The 14362-nt window shown below is 61.9% G+C and carries 14 protein-coding genes; 7 read left to right on the top strand and 7 right to left on the bottom strand.

Features of this window, described 5'->3' with window-relative positions; genetic code table 11:
* Positions 1–8 precede the first annotated feature (8 nt).
* The 3 genes from JIN81_RS15110 to rlmB are packed head-to-tail and all read right to left on the bottom strand — an operon-like array spanning position 9 to position 2283.
* Positions 9–803, bottom strand: coding sequence for a GYF domain-containing protein (locus tag JIN81_RS15110; RefSeq protein WP_200281660.1), 795 nt, complete (start codon positions 801–803; stop codon positions 9–11).
* A gap of 50 nt (positions 804–853) precedes the next feature.
* Positions 854–1681 (bottom strand): metallophosphoesterase, encoded by an 828-nt coding sequence (locus tag JIN81_RS15105; RefSeq protein WP_200281650.1) that lies wholly within the window; start codon positions 1679–1681, stop codon positions 854–856.
* Positions 1678–2283 (bottom strand): 23S rRNA (guanosine(2251)-2'-O)-methyltransferase RlmB, encoded by a 606-nt coding sequence (rlmB, locus tag JIN81_RS15100; protein WP_325100892.1) that lies wholly within the window; start codon positions 2281–2283, stop codon positions 1678–1680. Before rlmB ends, JIN81_RS15105 begins: the two co-directional genes overlap by 4 nt.
* Positions 2284–2649: 366 nt before the next feature.
* On the opposite strand from rlmB, the gene JIN81_RS15095 reads away from it, so the two are divergent.
* On the top strand, positions 2650–3372 hold the full coding sequence (locus JIN81_RS15095; protein ID WP_200281645.1) for a YwaF family protein: 723 nt from the start codon (positions 2650–2652) through the stop codon (positions 3370–3372).
* Positions 3373–3625: 253 nt separating this feature from the next.
* On the top strand, positions 3626–4855 hold the full coding sequence (locus tag JIN81_RS15090; protein WP_200281642.1) for a 4-hydroxy-3-methylbut-2-enyl diphosphate reductase: 1230 nt from the start codon (positions 3626–3628) through the stop codon (positions 4853–4855).
* Positions 4856–5058: 203 nt separating this feature from the next.
* Here JIN81_RS15090 and JIN81_RS15085 read toward each other — a convergent pair whose 3' ends face one another.
* Positions 5059–6720, bottom strand: coding sequence for a tetratricopeptide repeat protein (locus tag JIN81_RS15085; protein ID WP_200281639.1), 1662 nt, complete (start codon positions 6718–6720; stop codon positions 5059–5061).
* Between the two features lie 83 nt (positions 6721–6803).
* On the opposite strand from JIN81_RS15085, the gene proC reads away from it, so the two are divergent.
* From proC to JIN81_RS15060, 5 genes are read left to right on the top strand one after another with little or no spacing between them, the layout of a single operon-like run.
* Positions 6804–7598, top strand: coding sequence for a pyrroline-5-carboxylate reductase (gene proC, locus JIN81_RS15080; protein WP_200281636.1), 795 nt, complete (start codon positions 6804–6806; stop codon positions 7596–7598).
* Positions 7599–7655: 57 nt separating this feature from the next.
* Positions 7656–8576 carry a tetratricopeptide repeat protein gene (locus tag JIN81_RS15075; protein ID WP_234045000.1) on the top strand — a complete coding sequence of 307 codons (921 nt, stop codon included), beginning with the start codon at positions 7656–7658 and terminating at the stop codon, positions 8574–8576.
* Positions 8577–8588: 12 nt separating this feature from the next.
* Complete coding sequence (gene lptE / locus JIN81_RS15070) at positions 8589–9095, top strand: LPS assembly lipoprotein LptE (RefSeq protein ID WP_200281630.1); 507 nt, start codon at positions 8589–8591, stop codon at positions 9093–9095.
* Positions 9096–9127: 32 nt separating this feature from the next.
* The gene (gene rsmI / locus JIN81_RS15065) at positions 9128–9811 is read left to right on the top strand and encodes a 16S rRNA (cytidine(1402)-2'-O)-methyltransferase (protein WP_200281627.1); all 684 of its coding nucleotides are present in this window, start codon (positions 9128–9130) and stop codon (positions 9809–9811) included.
* A 3-nt stretch (positions 9812–9814) separates the two neighbouring features.
* Positions 9815–10753 carry a sugar phosphate isomerase/epimerase family protein gene (locus JIN81_RS15060; protein WP_200281624.1) on the top strand — a complete coding sequence of 313 codons (939 nt, stop codon included), beginning with the start codon at positions 9815–9817 and terminating at the stop codon, positions 10751–10753.
* Here the strand turns inward: JIN81_RS15060 and JIN81_RS15055 are convergent.
* From JIN81_RS15055 to JIN81_RS15045, 3 genes are read right to left on the bottom strand one after another with little or no spacing between them, the layout of a single operon-like run.
* Positions 10717–12666 (bottom strand): DUF455 family protein, encoded by a 1950-nt coding sequence (locus JIN81_RS15055; RefSeq protein WP_200281621.1) that lies wholly within the window; start codon positions 12664–12666, stop codon positions 10717–10719. The two genes, JIN81_RS15060 and JIN81_RS15055, sit on opposite strands and share 37 nt — an antisense overlap.
* Before the next feature lie 37 nt (positions 12667–12703).
* Positions 12704–13591 carry a hypothetical protein gene (locus JIN81_RS15050; protein WP_200281618.1) on the bottom strand — a complete coding sequence of 296 codons (888 nt, stop codon included), beginning with the start codon at positions 13589–13591 and terminating at the stop codon, positions 12704–12706.
* Positions 13588–14277: a PEP-CTERM sorting domain-containing protein gene (locus tag JIN81_RS15045; protein ID WP_200281615.1), complete on the bottom strand. Its 690-nt coding sequence runs from the start codon at positions 14275–14277 to the stop codon at positions 13588–13590. The genes JIN81_RS15050 and JIN81_RS15045 overlap by 4 nt, the downstream gene beginning before the upstream one ends.
* Positions 14278–14362: the final 85 nt, after the last annotated feature.

Below are 14362 nucleotides of genomic sequence, written 5' to 3'. Positions count from 1 at the left end.
ACCGCAGACTATTGGCTCTTCTGCTCCTTGGCCTGGAAATCCCAAGCCTCAATCTTGTTGCGCCACTCCTGAAGCAACTCCTGGAACTCCTCGTCCTGCGCCCGCTGCGCGACCAATGCGCCAAACAACACACCGAGCACCACCGAGCCTACCAGCGACAGCCAGTAGATCGTCGCCAGGATCTTGCCGGCCAGATCGAGCTTCTTGGTAAAGGCGTAACCCGGCGGGCAGGCAAACAACCGGTAATAGAGCCAGATCTGGAGGATCGGCACGCCGAGCCCCAGCCACCACCAGCCACTCATCGACAAGTTCTGGAAGCGCTTCACCGTGATGATGAGCACCAGCAGCGGGATCAGGAAAAACACATACGGCACGTAGCCACCGAATTCCGGCCCCGCGGCCGAAATCATCATCGGCATCACCTGGGACAAGCCGATGACCAGAATCAACGGCAGGATGGTGACGCCGAAAAAGTAGCCGAGCCGATGCGCCCCCGGGAGGTCCAGCTTCGTATTCTCCTTCTCCTCGTCGAAATTGAAATCACCCACGTCCGCCAAGCCATCATCACCCGATTTCTTCTCGCCTCCTTCACCGCCCGCGCCCGCCTCGGAGGGAGCTGCCTTCTCAAACACCCCCTCGACTTCGCCCGCAGGCGTCCAGTCCGCCAAATCACCGCCGAAAAGCATGTCGGTCCGCGGCTCCAGACGACCCGCCTTCGCCGCATCCGTGACATCACTGAAAGTCACAGGACCAAACGTCTGGCCGCCCCGCGACACATACCAACCATCCTTCCCGTCTGACATGGCCGCTTGTTTATCCTGAATATCAGGAAAGGTCAAAGACTCAGACACACTCAGCCCCGACCCTTTCCAAGCCCCCGGGAACCCAGTCTCCAGACGCCAAGCACCCGGCCACGGCGGTAGCTTTCCCCACGCTCCACCTCCCCACAACGCAGCCAGCCCTCGCTCCACTCCACCCACATCGCTTCATGGGGAGCGACATGGGCCCCGGTATTGAGAACCAATCGCCTGCCGAAATCCCAAACTCCCCGACCATGGAAATGACCGGTGACCACCACCTCGGCACGCGGAAAATACCGAGCCGCAAATGCATCCGACAGCTCGGCATGCTTCCACCACGCATGGAGGATCTCGAGCGCCCGCCGCGGAGGATTCACCGCATCCCAGACTCTCCGCATCAAACTCCGCCCCTTCGGATGCCGGGCCGCTTTCAGCGTCACTGCGACTTTCCGCGCCCAGCGCAATCGCTCGCCCGCATCATCCTCCCGCAGCCGATGCTCCGCCCAGAGGGCGAGCAACTGCTCCTGCCGCTGAAATGCCTCGCGACTCCACGGGGACCCCGCCCACATCACCGCGTCCCCGTGCGTCACCACAATCCGCCCCCCAGCCAGTTCCAGCCACCCCTTCCCCGGCCAGCCCGGGTCATGGTTTCCGGACAAGAAGACCGGCTCCGCCCCCAGCTCCTCACACAGCGCACGCAAGTCCCCGAGCAATCGCTCGGACTCCTGCCGAAACGCACTGGCCAACTCCTGCCACGTGTCACCATTGAAAACCACCGTCGCGGCTCCAGCGATGAGGGGCCGCAGACACTCGACCCGATCGATCCTCGATGCCGAATGCCCGAGATGCAGGTCCGACAGGATGAGAACCGGTTCCTTCACGCCTCCGAACTCGCCGCCCGACGCTGCCGCACTGCCTCAAACAAGCACACCCCGGCCGAGACCGAGACATTCAGACAATCCACGTGCCCCGCCATCGGAATGCTCGCCAGAAAATCGCAGTTCTCCTCGGTCAGACGTCGCATCCCCTTCTCCTCCGCACCCATCACCAGGGCCAAGGGACCCTTCAGGTCCAGATCGTAGAGCGACTTGTCCGCACGATCCGAGGTCCCGACGATCCACACGCCCGCATCCTTCAGCTTCTCCATCGTCCGCGCCAGATTCGTCACCTGGACGAAGGGCACGTGATCCGCACCACCCACCGACACCCGGCGAACGGTTTCGGTAATCCGGACCTGCTTGTCCTTCGGTGCCACCACCGCATGGATCCCCGCACCATCCGCCGTCCGCAGGATCGCCCCGAGGTTGTGCGGGTCCTGCACGCAGTCGACGATCAGAATGAATGGCGTCGTCTCCGCCGCCACGATTCTCATCAGAGCCTCCTCATCCCTCGACTGCACCGCGATCTCCGTCGAGGCACGGACGTGGCGGTTTTCCCGGGCTTCCTTCCCTTGTCGGTCTTTTCCCTGACGGCGCGGCTTCACCCCCGCAGCATGGAAACCCCGCCACGGTTTCGGCAAGCTTTCCCCGGCACGATTCGGACCAGCGCCCCGGCGCCGCTCCGTCATCCTCCACCCCCATTTCAGAAAATGCACACGGTGGCTTGCGGTTCTCACCCCGGCTTCCCTAGTGTCCCACGCGGAAAGAGCGGTGACTTTCGCGCGAGAGTTTTTTCCAGATGCAAGGCGTGACAAGGGAGCAAATCGAGATTTGTGACCAAGGAACAACGCCGCGGTTGGGAAAAAAATCCGCGACCCATTGGGCGGACGAACGCAGCGAGCTGACTTCAAAACAACTTCCAACATCCCGAAAGGTGACGAACTTGCCGTGCGGGACACTAGATCCTTCCAATGCCCGACCCACTGTTCACTCCGTTCAGCAGCCAACACGCATGGACCGTGGTCGCCGGCATCTGCGCCATCGCCCTCTGCCTCCTCATGGGACGGCGCGGGGGCTCCTCGGAATTGGCGGCAAGGTCCACCCTCGCCTTCCTCAATCTCAGCGTGTTCGCCGTCAGCTCGTGGGCCTGGTCCCAGGTGACCCGGGAAAGCGACATCGACAATGCCGTCCCGCTCCACCTGTGCGACCTCGCGGCATTCACCGCCGGCTTCGCCCTCATCACGCGCAACCATACCCTGATCCTTCTGACCTACTACTGGGGCCTCGCCGGCACCATCCAGGGCATCGCCACCCCGGCCATCGATGTCGGCTACCCGCACCCCGCCTTCTTCTCGTTCTTCATCCACCACTTCGCCGTCGTAGCAGCCGCCCTGTATTTCCCCATCGTCGGCGGTTGGAGAGCCGATCGCCCATGGTGGCGAAGCCCACTCATCGCATTCGCTTGGCTGAACCTCTACCTCGTGGTCGCCGTCATCGCGAACCACTTCCTCGGGACCAATTTCGGTTTCCTCGCCCGCAAGCCGGTCAACCCGAGCCTGCTCGATCACCTCGGCCCCCATCCCACCTACATCGTCTGGCTGGAGGGCATCGCCTTGATCATGTTCCTCCTCCTCACCCTGCCCATTCGGAAGCACCGCGGGCCTCGCATCGAGCCATCCCCCACTCCACCCTAATGTCCCGCGCGACAAGGGCGGTGACCTTCGCGAGAGAGATTCTTTTCAAATCCAAGGCGTGACGAGGGAACAAATCGAGATTTGTGAACGAGGAACAACGCCGCAGTTGGGCACAAGATCCGCGACCCATTGGACGGACGAGCGCCGCGAGCTGATTTCAAAATAGCTTCCAATATCCCGAAAGCTGTCGAACTTGCCGCGCGGGACATTAGCGACCACTGGACTCCCGGCCGTTTCCCACTACAGTCCCGGCATGTCGCAGCCCGCAGGGAGAGAAAAACGCAAACGCGTCAACGTCCGCCGTCCGGACGTCATGGAAAAGGTCACCGCAGAAGTGGAGAACCACTACCGCTCGTCCATCGTCGAGCGCCTGCGATCCCAGGGCGACGAAATCACCATCGGCAACACCACCCTGCGTTTGGCCAAATCCTTCGGCTTCTGCTATGGCGTCGAGCGCGCCATTGACCTCGCCTATGCCGCCCGCCGCGTCTTCCCCGACCAGAAGATCTACCTGATCGGTGAAATCATCCACAACCCCGAGGTCAACCGGCAGCTCGCCGAGATGGGCATCGTCTCGCTGCCATGGCAGGAACTCACCGACGACTACGACCAGCTTGAGGCTGAGGACGTCGTCATCGTCCCCGCATTCGGAGCCCCCACCGAGTTCATGGAAAAGATCGCCAACCAAGGGTGCTACGTCGTCGACACCACCTGCGGCGACGTCATGAAGGTCTGGCGCCGTGTCCGCACCTACGCCAAGGAGGGACTCACCTCCATCATCCACGGCAAGGCCGGGCACGAGGAGACCCAGGCCACCGCATCGCGTGCCCTCGGCGACGACGGCAATGGCCACTACGTCATCGTTCTCACCCTCGACGACACCGACTTCCTTTGCCGCTACATCCGCGAAGGAGGTGACCGCGATGCCTTCTACAAGCGCTTCGAGCATTCACTCTCGCCCGGTTTCGATCTGGACATCCACCTCCAGCAGGTCGGCGTCGCCAACCAAACCACCATGCTCAAGAGCGAGACCGAAGAGATCCAGCGCCGCGTCAGGCAGGCCGTCATCGATCGCGACACCGAAGAGAAGAACTTCAAGGTCTTCGATACCATCTGTGGCGCGACCCAGGAACGTCAGGACGCCCTCTTCGAAATGCTGCGCAAACCGATGGACCTGCTCCTCGTCGTCGGCGGCTACAACAGCTCGAACACCACACACCTCGTGGAAATCGCCGAGAAGGAACTTCCCACCTTCTTCATCCGGAACTCCGACTGCCTCGATTCCTTCGAGAAGGTTTCCCACTACGATCTCGAGCACAAGGCCGAGATCACCAGTGAATACTCCGGCTCGCTTCTTGGCGACGGACCGGCCGTCATCGGTATCACCGCCGGAGCGTCCTGCCCGAACAACCTCATCGAAGACACCATTCTCCGGGTCTTCAAACTACGCGGAGTGTCCGAAGAAGAAGTCCGCAGTGCCTGACCCGAGCCCCGGCCTCAGCGGAACTTGAAGCGGATGCGCTGTCCGAGCGTCATCCGACATGGAGCGCAGCCCCCTGACCGATGGCTCACCGGCGACCGTTCCACTAGAGATCCCGTAGCCGCAAACGCGGTCTATTGGAGAGGCCCTCGGCTGGATTCCCCCCCAGCCCGATCCGTTTCCAGACAGCACGGGCACATCGCCCCCTACTCCGCCTTCAGCGATTTCAGCTTCTCCTCCATTTCGCGCACCCCGTCGTCCATTCCGGACTTCTGGAAAATATCGCGGAGTCGAACCACCAGCTCCCAGTCATTCGGGCGCTCATCAAGACCTTTGAGAAGAATCTCAATCGCTTCATCGGTCTTCCCTTGTTCGGTGTAGAATTCCCCCAGGCGGGCCTCCATCGGCAGCAGCACCGAGGGCGGCATCATCAGGGTCATCCGCGTCTGGCGGTCCGCGGCAGCGCGGAACCAGTTGAAGGCACCCCCACGATCCCCTTTCGGGTTTGCCATCGTGATCAGGCCACGAAGTTCGCTGGCCATGGTTTCGAAGCCCTTGAAGGAGCGCAGCCACTCGGAACGTTCACCCATCCCGACCGCGATCTCGCGGGTCTTCACGAAATTGCTGCCCACCCGCGTCACATCATCAGACACCAACCGGGCGTCTTCCAGCTTCCCTTCCTCAAGCAGGAGTCGGGACGTGGCCACCGAAGTATGGGACTGATAGGACCAGAGCACCAGCGACTTGGCCCCCACTCCGCGCAGGGCCTCCAGATCCGGCAGGGTCTCCAGCGCCTTCTTCATGTCGCCCTTCTGATCCCGCCGCATCAAAATCCTCGCCGGCAGGGTCCGCGCTTCCCACATCAGCATCCTCCCACCGGAAGTATTCACCTGATCGATGGGCACCTCGATCGCCGCCACCGCCATCGCCGCAGCCAGGGCGCTTTCATACTCCCCTTTGGAGGCCAGCGCCACGGCGCGATAGCACTCCGCCTTCGTCCACGGAGCACAGTGGAGCGCTGTCAGGTCGGTCGACTTCATCCACTCGCCATACAAGTCCGCCGCCCGACCAAAGGCTTCGCCAGCCGCAGGATGATTCCCACAGCGCCATTCGTAGTGGCCCAGCAGGTGAAAGTAGGGAGGAAAACCCGGCACTTCCCGGCACAGAGCTCTTGCCATCTCGAGGTCGTCCTCCAATGACGGGGCTTCCGCCCTCATCGCCAGCAACGCATAGCGAAGATAGCTGAGATCCGGGAACCGCTTGATCAGCTCACGCATGTCGGATTCAGCCCGCTCCTGATCAGGCGTCGCCTCACCGGTGACATCGAATCCACCCCGCCCGAGCAGCGCCTTCAACAACCCGATCTGGGGATCGTTCGGGAACTCTTCGGCCGCCTTGGCAAATGCGGAGGCCGCATCCGCCGGACCATCCCTGAGCAGCTTGACCAGTCCGAAGACATACCGTTTCTCCAGCTCCGTCCCGACCCCTTGATCGATCAACTCGAGCATCCGGGTCAAGGCAGCCTCCCTCTCCGATGCGAGATGTTCACTCCCATGAAGCAAGGCGAGCCCAACGCCCCAGTGCGCCATCAGGCACTGCGGATCCTCCCCGATGGCAGCCGCAAAATGTCGATAAGCCTCGAAATCCCAGCCCGCATGCAGACAAAGCATGCCGTAGCGCACCGAGTTCTGCGCCGCTTCACTGCTCGCGGTGATTGCCATGCTTACCCCCTTGGGCACCGCCGGAGGCAGTGGGTCTGGCAACTTGGCCACCAACTCGGAAACCACGGCCGTCGCCGGCGGCACCACCGACTCCTCGTCGGCTACCACGATCGGGCCCAGGGCCATCAGAAACATCCATGCTCGCATGGCCGGACGATGCGAGTCCATCGGCTCACGACCAAGCAAAATGAACGCTCGCACGCCCGACCGGACGAGTTAGACTCCGGCGCATGGAAATCGGCGTCATCGGATGTGGGAAAATGGGAACCGCTTTGATCACGGGAGCAATCCGCTCCGGAGCAATCGAAGCCTCAAAGGTTCACGGCTACGATCCCTATCCCGCCGCGGCAGACTCCTTCCGCGAGGCCACCGGCGCTTCCACCGTCGCCGAGCTCGATTCACTGGCGAATTGCGATACCTACCTCCTCTGCACCAAACCGCAGCAGGCCGCGGAAGCATTGGGAGCCCTCCCCGCCAACCAGTCATCCCTCGTCATTTCCATCGCGGCGGGCCTGTCGATCGACTGGCTCCAGAAGCACTCCCCGTCGGACTCCCGGATCATTCGCTGCATGCCGAACACCCCCGCCCTGGTCGGCGAAGGCGCTGCGGCTTTCGCGCTCGGCCAGTCCGCGACGACCGCGGATGCCGAAACCGCTAAGACCCTGCTCGGATCCGTCGGAATCGCTCTTGAGGTCCCCGAAATCCAGCTCGATGCCGTCACCGGCCTCTCCGGCAGCGGCCCGGCATTCGTGTTCATGATCATCGAGGCACTCGCCGATGGCGGCGTTCGTGCCGGGCTTCCCAGAGCCCAAGCGCTGGAACTTGCCGCTCAGACCGTCCGCGGAGCCGCCACCATGGTGAGCGAAACCGGGATGCACCCCGGCGCTCTCAAGGATCAGGTCGCCTCCCCGGGAGGCACCACCATCGCCGGAATCTCGGCACTCGAAGCCGCCGGTCTGCGCTCTGCACTGATCGAAGCCGTCGCTGCGGCCACCCGGCGATCCATCGAGCTGGGACATGGCTGACTGAAATCCCCGATTTTCCCTTCCCGCCGCCACCATCATCCGCTTAGCGTCATGCCCATGCGACCCACCTTGATCGCCCTCCCGGCTGCCCTCCTCATCTCGAGCTGTGGAAGCAATTCCGAACTCCCCCCCATGGTCGGCTCCGGCGCCAGTGACAACCCGCGCGCCGATGCTCTCTTCGCTCAAGCTCAGACCGCCGAGCAAAATGGGAAGACCAAGAAAGCCATCGGTCTCTACGACGAGCTCGCCGATGAAATTCCTTTCGCATCGAAGGCTGGCGAAGCTCGGTTCCGCCAAGCCCAACTGCTTGAACAATCCGGAGAAACCCTGAAGGCCTTCGACGCCTACCAGGACCTGCTCAGCCAGAAGCAGGGCAGCGGACTCTACAAGAAGGCACTGGATCGGCAAACATCCCTCGCCTTCGCCGCCGCCGATGGCGACATCAAGAACAGCTTCCTCGGTCTGAGGTCGTCGCTCTCCACCGACAAGGTGGTGGGCATGCTCACCGATCTCGCAGGCAACGCACCGCGCTCGCCACTCGCCGCCCGGGCCTCCTTCAAGATCGGCGACATTTACGCCAGCCAGGGTGAGCCTTCCAAGGCCATCAGCGCCTACCGCTCGGTCGTCGTCAACTACCCGAGTTCCCCGGAAGCACCCGAAGCCCAATTCCGAGTCGGCGAGATCCTTCTCAAGGAAGCCGAAGAGGGAAACCAGGATCAGGCGAACCTCGCCCGCGCCAAGGAATCCTTCGAAGACTACCTGAGCCAGTTCCCGGGCCACAAACGCAACGGCGAAGCCCGCCAGTTGATCTCAAGCATCGGTGGACGGGACATCCAGAACACCTACGACATCGCCAGCTTCTACGAAAAGAAGGGCAACATCACCTCCGCGAAGTTCTACTATCAGGAGGTCGTCCGACGTGCCAAATCAGGTGAACTGCACGACAAGGCCCAAGCCCGCCTGAATGCTCTCAACTAATTCTGAGTCCCCATGACCCGCATCCTGACCTTCCTCGCGTGTGTGGCGATCTGCTCGTGTGCCGGGTACCAGATCGATGGTGCCAAGCCCGCCGTGCTCAAGGACGTCCGGACCATCGCCGTGCCGATGTTCGAGAACCACAGCCTGCACCCGCGGGCCGAGTCCATCGCCACCTCCGCGGCCACCGAAGCCATCGTCGAGGATGGCACGTACCGGGTCGGGAGCGTGGGTGATGCGGACGCCATTCTGGAGGGCACGATCCATCAGATCCAGTACACCCAGCTTCGCTCGGCACGACTCGACACCCTGCGACCGGAAGAACTCAGCAATACCGTCACCCTGAATTGGGTGCTGCGCGACGGCGCCGACCCGTCCACCATCCTCGCCCGCGGGACCAGCATTGGCACTTCACGGTTCTTCGTGGATTCCAACCTCCAGACATCGAGAAACAATGCCCTTCCCGATGCGCTTCAGCGGGCATGTGACGGCATGATCTCTCGTTTGGCCAACGGCTACTGACCCCAAGCGGGGCATCGCTCCGCCGCCCCGCCATGTCCGAAGGCTGCTTCCTCCTTGTCCCCACGCCGATCGGCAATTTGGGCGACATCACACACCGCGCGGTCGAAGCACTGCAACAAGCCGACATCATCGCCTGTGAGGACACCCGCCACACATCCCGGCTACTCGCGCACCTCGAGATCAGCGGGAAAAAGCTCGTCTCCCTGCACGATCACAACGAGGCACGACGCATCCCGGAGTTGCTCGACGCAGTCGGTGACGGACAGACCGTCGCCGTCGTCTCGGATGCCGGCATGCCCGCCGTTTCTGATCCTGGATACCGACTCATCCAGGCCTGCCTCGAAGCGGACGCACCCTTCGTCGTTCTGCCGGGACCTTCCGCAGTGCTTACCGCGCTGGTTGGGTCGGGCTTCCCGGTCCACTCGTTCCAGTTCCACGGGTTTCTTCCCGTCAAAAAGGGGAAACGACTGAAGGCGATGACAGCCGGACTGGAGGCCGACGGCACCACCCTGTTCTTCGAGTCCCCGCATCGCATTCTTTCAACTCTGGAAATCCTCGCCGAGCACCACCCCGATGCCAGAGTCTGCGTCGCCCGTGAGCTGACCAAGAAGTTCGAGACCTACCATCGCGGCACCGCCCCGGAACTCCTCGCCCATTTCCAATCCCACCCACCGAAAGGGGAGATCGTCCTCTTGCTCACGTCCGCGCAAACCTAAGTCATGCTCGCGTTCTCCACCTGCTGGAACAACTCACGCCACACCGATGGCGAAGCGATGATCGACGAAATCCTCGAGTTCGGCGTGGACCACATCGAGCTTTCCCATGGCATGACCGTGGCCAAGCTCCCGGGGATCCGGAAGGCCTTCGCTGACGGACGATTCACCTGTGTCGGCGTCCACAATTACTTCCCCTCACCCGTGGAAGTCATGATCGATGCCCCGGACGCCTACGAGTACACCTCCCATCGGGCGTCCGACCGCCAACGCGCGATGGACATGACGCTGAAGACCCTCGAGATCGCGGCGGAATTCAAGGCTCACTACGTCGTCCTGCACATGGGTTCCGTCCCGATGAACCCGTCGAAGTGGACCAAGGCCCTGACCTCAATGCTTTCGAGCGAGGACGCAGACGACGTCAAGTTCACCAAGAAGCGGATCGCTTTCATCAAGAAGCGCGAAAAGCTCTCCCCCCTCTACTACGCCCGGGCCATCGAGGCACTCGAGACCCTCGCGGAGAAGGCCCAGGAACTCGGCGTGCGCCTCGCCGTCGAATCCCGATCACGCTTCGAAGACATGCCCACCGAGCGCGAGATGCTTCGACTCCAGCAGCACTTCAAGGACCACCCTGCCATCGGCTATTGGCATGATTTCGGCCACGTCCAACTCAAGCACAACCTCGGCCTCCTCAACCACGATGAGTGGCTGGCCATGATGAACCCCTACGTGATCGGCGCACACGTCCATGATGTCCAGTGGCCTGCCCGCGATCACCGCGTGCCCTTCACCGGCACCCTCGACTACAAGCGCCTGCTTCGCCATTTTCCCAAAGGCGCCCCGATGACCTGGGAACTCTCACCCACCCGTCAGGCCCAGGATATCCGGGAAGCACTGGCCGTTTGGCGTCACCTTTTCCCGGAAACTGTTTCGTCGACCAGGTAGGCGACCAAACGGGTGGACTCAAGCACCTCCGTGAGAGCCACTCCACCCGGCGGAAGGGCTGACTCGACCGATTGAATGACCAGCCTGACAGGCTGCCGGTTCCGACGGTCGCGCGCGAACTCCACCGCCACCCGCCCCATCGTATAGCGCGGATTGACCTCCACCACGGGCTTCAAGCGGATGCCACCCTTCTCATCCCGATAGAGAAACGCGTCCACCCCGAGCGGACCACGGTAGTCGCCGAGCCACGTCCCGAGAGCGGGCTCCAACAACTCTTCCAGCCACACCCCCCACCGACCTCGACCATCCCCTCCCTCATGCAGCGCGCGCCGATCCTTCGGCCCGAGCGAATCAAACGGCCGTCGCACCGCCATGGCAGATCGAAACTGCCCCCTCTTGCAATTCTCCAACACCACCATTCCCCGATTCCGGAGCCCGTCATCGGTCATCTCATACTGGATCGAAAAATCGAGCACCCGGTCCAACCAAGGTTCCATCAACAAGACCGCCGAACGACGGAACATCCCCGCAAGCCGACGTTCATCCGCTCCACTCAAGTCACCCTCGGACGAAAGCAGCATCCTGTCCCGACCCGCCGTGCTGACCGGTGCCTTCACCACCCAGCACGCCGCCTTCCCGGACCGTCTGATTGCCTCCACATCTTCCACCGAGCCCACCGGACGCCCAACGTCGCCTTCGTCACAGAGCACCTCCCAGTCCGATGCTCGCAGAACCTTACCCAGCAACTCCGCATGCTTGAGCTTTGAGAACTTGTCGGCACCCACTGGCGATTGCCGGACACCGAATTCCTGAGCCCGAGCGCATGCACCCGGCGAAGCCGCCCATGGCCGGACACCCTGAAGTTTCCGAGCCGCCACCTTCTCCTGATCCGACCACTCGACCAACTCCGGCAACACGACACCAAACTCCTGCAATCTCTCCCGATGCTCGAGAGATGGCACCTTGTTCAGCATCACCACATCATCCGCCTTCGCCAGAGCCACCATGACCATCTCAAGATCATGGGAAGCCTGAACCAAGGGAGCGCTTGCTCGATTTCCAGCAAGCTCGTCTTCCGCCTCGGGATTGAACCAGTACACATCCGGCGTCCGCCCCTTCGACCGGGAGAACACCCTCAACTCCCGGATGAATTCCTCGTCCAGACCGGCTTCACGACGACCCGCCTCATTGAATTCAAAGGCCCCCTTTGCTCGAGCCGCCGACAAAGGTTCCTGCATCAGGGAGCAGAACGATTTCCAATCGGAACGCCCTTCCCGCCACTTCCGGAACCACGTCAGACCATAGTGCACATGATTGATCTCATCATGGTAGATCCGATCGAGAATCCCCGCTGTCTCCGGGTCACCGGCATTCGAGAAGACCCGGGAATAGCCCCGCGCGTAGTCCAGATTCGCCTGTTCGAAGGTCAGCGAAAGCCGTGTCACATAGTCGAGCGGCGTGTTCATTGGCGCCACCAGATTCCAGAAGAACCCATTCACAGGGAGCTCTCCGAACTCCACCCCACACGCCTCCATCCGGCGCATGTAGAGCTTGGTATGCATCTGCTCTTCCTTGAGCGTTTTCAACACACCCGCGCGGAACTCCGCCGGAGCATCCGGAAACTTGAGCAGCACCAAGGCCATCAACTCCGTCGCCAGCAATTCATGGTTGGCAAAAAAATGAAGCAGCCGGCCCCGCTCGCCTTCATCCTCGATGCGGGCCACCCCCGGAAACTCCGCCCGAACCCCATCCGGATCGAGCCGCAGTTCCCTCGGGCGCCCCGGCCCCTCCGGGGTGACCAGCGCCGGTCCACGCGCAAGATCCTCCAATCCGGCCGCAGGCGGAGGAGCCAACTTGTCCGCCAGGGTCTCACCGAAAAGGACCCGCTCCGCGAACTCCCGCACCGTCGTCATGTCGCCACCCTAGACCGCTTCCCGCCGTCCACAAGGCTCATGGCAGCAGGACCCTCAAGCGCATGAATCGTCGCGAAGCTCCGGAACGAGGAGTCAGATCCCGGGCAAGCACGCCCGCCCCCCCGGCCGTCACCTCCACCTCATCGTCGCCGGACTCCCAACCGACAAGATCCGATCCAACCTCCACGGTCCAGGCAGCCAATCGATCGAGGCGAAGTGAGTAGTCCACCTGCAAGAACCCTCCACCATTCCCGATAATGGATGGCTGCGCACCCGGTAGGGAGTTTGCGTTCTGAGGATCGGTTCCCGCGAGGAACTCGATGACGTTTTCCACACCGTCGCGATCCGGGTCATCGTCGCTCCCATTCAGAGGTTCGCCTGACAAGGCAAGCACTCGCCACTGTGAGAAATCCTGCACCTCTTCGGACTTCATCAGATGAGGCATCCCATCGGCGTCCAGATCCCCTGCCATCACGATCGTGGCCGCCGATGCGTTCCATTCGAGTGGGAAGGGACTGAGCGGATTGGGTGCAGGCCACGTCCAGGATGGATGCCGAAACAAAATCCATTCGGTCCCCGTCGGACCATCCCTGCGACCGAAGATCCACGCCTCCGCACCAACGACGAACGGAGGCAAATTCCCCGCCACCGAATGAAGCGCAACAAATCTCGAATCAACCGCACTGTAGCTGGTCGATTGGGCTGCCGTCCAATGGTTCAGCCACGAACCCCGATTGAAGGCAGTGGGTTCGAACCCCGCCGAAAACACGCCCAATTCGAAATCAAAGTCCGTTCCCATCGCCGTCCCATGGCTGGTCAGGTTGACCCGCCCGGGATCGGAAAACCACGAGATGTTCTCACCGCAGGCCCAACCACCCACGCCCACGATTGCCACGCCCAGAGTCGCAACAAGCGATCCCTTCATGAATCCCTCCTGCGTCGCATCACCGCCACCATCCCTGCCAGCGCGACAAGCAACGCCGTCGAAGGTTCGGGAACAAAGGTAAACGTCTGCATCGTGTGGGAACCCGTGGTGGTGAACTCACCACTTCCCGCAACGCCACTCTGAGAACCCCAGAGCGGAACATCATCGAACGCAAGATCACTCATCGACCACTCCAGCGGGAGGTCGTTGTTGCAGCAGTCCGGATCCGCATTGGGAAAGATCCACGAGTCGGCTCTCATCAACAGCCATTCGGTGCCTTCCACCGGGTCGTCCCCATTGCGAATCCACACAAAGGCAGAACGACCCTCAAAACTCCCCGCCCCAGGTGTTAGAGCAGGACTATTGCTCGTCCCGTCCGCCTCCATGTTCACAGTCGACGTGAAGTATCCCCAGATCCCGTCATCCGCCGGTGTCTCAATGCCATTGTAGTCAGCCTCATCGAAGACCTCCCAGTTGGCCGCCCACTCACTCACGTTGTCCTCCCCTGGCGTGAAACCGCTGCCGAAAGACCCCAGTTGGAAGATGAACGTTTGATCGAGCACCTGGGCTTCGCTGTCCACGATGTCATCATAGATCGAACTGCCCCAATTGATCTGCTGACCAAAGAGCGCCATGGGAGCCAACCACATGAGGCAGGCTGTGAGGATGGAGGAGGAGAGTTTCATCTTGGGGGCGACCCCGTCGTTTCGGACAGCGTCAAGATGTGGGTGGAAATATATCGAGATGATTGATAGTCAGCAACTCCTAAAT

Origin of the sequence: Haloferula rosea, assembly GCF_016595525.1 — a bacterium.
Lineage (GTDB): Bacteria > Verrucomicrobiota > Verrucomicrobiia > Verrucomicrobiales > Akkermansiaceae > Haloferula > Haloferula rosea.
The sequence above is the reverse complement of the archived record's forward strand: the minus strand, read 5'-3'. Positions and strand labels throughout refer to the sequence as shown.

Excerpts from the sequence above, each read along its gene's own strand:
- JIN81_RS15110 (WP_200281660.1), bottom strand. The coding sequence starts at position 803 with ATGTCAGACGGGAAGGATGGTTGGTATGTGTCGCGGGGCGGCCAGACG.
- JIN81_RS15095 (WP_200281645.1), top strand. The coding sequence starts at position 2,650 with ATGCCCGACCCACTGTTCACTCCGTTCAGCAGCCAACACGCATGGACC.
- JIN81_RS15090 (WP_200281642.1), top strand. The coding sequence starts at position 3,626 with ATGTCGCAGCCCGCAGGGAGAGAAAAACGCAAACGCGTCAACGTCCGC.
- JIN81_RS15085 (WP_200281639.1), bottom strand. The coding sequence starts at position 6,720 with ATGCGAGCATGGATGTTTCTGATGGCCCTGGGCCCGATCGTGGTAGCC.
- proC (WP_200281636.1), top strand. The coding sequence starts at position 6,804 with ATGGAAATCGGCGTCATCGGATGTGGGAAAATGGGAACCGCTTTGATC.
- JIN81_RS15075 (WP_234045000.1), top strand. The coding sequence starts at position 7,656 with ATGCGACCCACCTTGATCGCCCTCCCGGCTGCCCTCCTCATCTCGAGC.
- lptE (WP_200281630.1), top strand. The coding sequence starts at position 8,589 with ATGACCCGCATCCTGACCTTCCTCGCGTGTGTGGCGATCTGCTCGTGT.
- rsmI (WP_200281627.1), top strand. The coding sequence starts at position 9,128 with ATGTCCGAAGGCTGCTTCCTCCTTGTCCCCACGCCGATCGGCAATTTG.
- JIN81_RS15060 (WP_200281624.1), top strand. The coding sequence starts at position 9,815 with ATGCTCGCGTTCTCCACCTGCTGGAACAACTCACGCCACACCGATGGC.
- JIN81_RS15055 (WP_200281621.1), bottom strand. The coding sequence starts at position 12,666 with ATGACGACGGTGCGGGAGTTCGCGGAGCGGGTCCTTTTCGGTGAGACC.
- JIN81_RS15050 (WP_200281618.1), bottom strand. The coding sequence starts at position 13,591 with ATGAAGGGATCGCTTGTTGCGACTCTGGGCGTGGCAATCGTGGGCGTG.
- JIN81_RS15045 (WP_200281615.1), bottom strand. The coding sequence starts at position 14,277 with ATGAAACTCTCCTCCTCCATCCTCACAGCCTGCCTCATGTGGTTGGCT.